This is a genomic window from Natrinema versiforme JCM 10478 (assembly GCF_000337195.1).
GTDB lineage: Archaea > Halobacteriota > Halobacteria > Halobacteriales > Natrialbaceae > Natrinema > Natrinema versiforme.
Genome location: NZ_AOID01000071.1, coordinates 1 through 753, shown reverse-complemented (window position 1 = coordinate 753; position 753 = coordinate 1). Strand labels below are relative to the sequence as shown.

Genomic DNA, 753 nt, shown 5'->3' with positions numbered 1-753 from the left:
CGAAGCCGTACAGGTTGACCCACGCAACACGTCGAAGCGTTGCTCGACGTGTGGGTTTACCTACGACGATAACCGTAACGGAGAGTCGTTCGAGTGTCAGCAGTGCGGGTATGAGAACCACGCCGACTACAATGCTTCCAAGAACATCGGTTTGCAGTATCTCCGTCGTCGGCAAAACGCAGGCGATGGAGGCGCACCCGTAGATGTGCGCTTGAATCGCGGGACGTTGAACGTGAGTGGGGAGTACGTACCCCCTGCCTCGGTTGAGGCATAGAACGGGAGTCCACGCGAAAGCCTCGGGGTCGTACGGAAATCTTTGATTTCCGTGATGACGAGAGACGAAGTCTCTCGAACCACTTGACCCCGAGGCGATTTACATCGCAGGTATCGAGGATCCGTGTGAACTCGAGTACGTCTTTGTCGAGCTTTGAAAGTTCCCGTGAAACCGTGAGCGTGTCGTTACTGAGTTCCATCAGTTTCCTCCAAGGAACACCGATAAATTGAGTACTGCGTCACTTGTGTCCGGTCGCTCGTTTCGATGCTCATATATTGACCTCTTCTTTGGTATCGTGACTTACGTCCTCACCGATGTCGTAGTGCTCGTGGACGACAGGTCGGAGCGCCTGCAGAATCATCTCCGCAGCCAGTGGCGAGATATTGAGGTCCTCGGCCATCAGCCGGTGGGTCACCTCGCCGCGTTCGCGGGCGACAGCGTAGGTGAGCGCCGTCGCGAGGCCGGCGACGCCGTGGCGG

General features: G+C 57.0%; 2 protein-coding genes. One reads left to right on the top strand and one right to left on the bottom strand.

Annotated features, from left to right (window positions below):
* The coding region (locus tag C489_RS21330; RefSeq protein WP_152423232.1) for a zinc ribbon domain-containing protein at positions 1 to 274 on the top strand (274 nt) is incomplete at its 5' end.
* 268 nt (positions 275 to 542) lie between these two features.
* Here the strand turns inward: C489_RS21330 and C489_RS20555 are convergent.
* Positions 543 to 753, bottom strand: a 211-nt coding sequence (locus tag C489_RS20555) for a DUF7437 domain-containing protein (protein WP_006433336.1), incomplete at its 5' end; no start/stop codon positions are given.